The organism is Facklamia lactis (genome assembly GCF_015863205.1).
GTDB classification, from domain to species: domain Bacteria; phylum Bacillota; class Bacilli; order Lactobacillales; family Aerococcaceae; genus Facklamia; species Facklamia lactis.
The window spans coordinates 1-527 of record NZ_JACBXQ010000030.1 but is presented as its reverse complement, the minus strand read 5'-3'; the positions used below and the strand labels follow the sequence as shown (position 1 = coordinate 527).

Annotated in this window: 1 protein-coding gene; it reads left to right on the top strand. The window is 40.2% G+C overall.

Going from position 1 to position 527, the window contains the following annotated elements:
* Positions 1 to 527: transposase (locus HZY91_RS10860; protein ID WP_197116281.1), on the top strand; the 527-nt coding region annotated here is incomplete at both ends.

Genomic DNA, 527 nt, shown 5'->3' with positions numbered 1-527 from the left:
AGAACGCTATGACGCGGAAACATTTCTTCGATTTCTTCAACTTGTGTTAGAACGCTATCCCACAGGCAAAATAGTGATGATTTTAGATAACGCTCGAATTCACCATGCCAAACTCATTCAGCCATTTTTAAAAGAACACGAAGATCGGTTAGAGCTCGTCTTTTTGCCACCATACAGTCCGCAATTGAACTTGATTGGGAACCGAACAGTGCCTGGCACTGTTCGCTTAGAAAACGTTTGCGCTATTTTATGCGTATTACGCGATCGAACAGAACAAAAGCAGATGGAAGCGGCGCTGCAAGAAAGCGAAAAATGGTTTCGGATCATCGCTGAACATTCATCCGACTACATTTTAATTCTTTCTAATGAAGGAAAAGTAACGTATATTTCTCCTTCTTTTGAAAACACGTTCGGTATCGTTCGAGAAGAATGCTTGAAGAACGATTTGTTTCGTTACGTACATCCGGAAGATGTGTTGCTTTTGCAAGAAAAATTACAAATGTTATATGGAACGAACGAGCAACAAA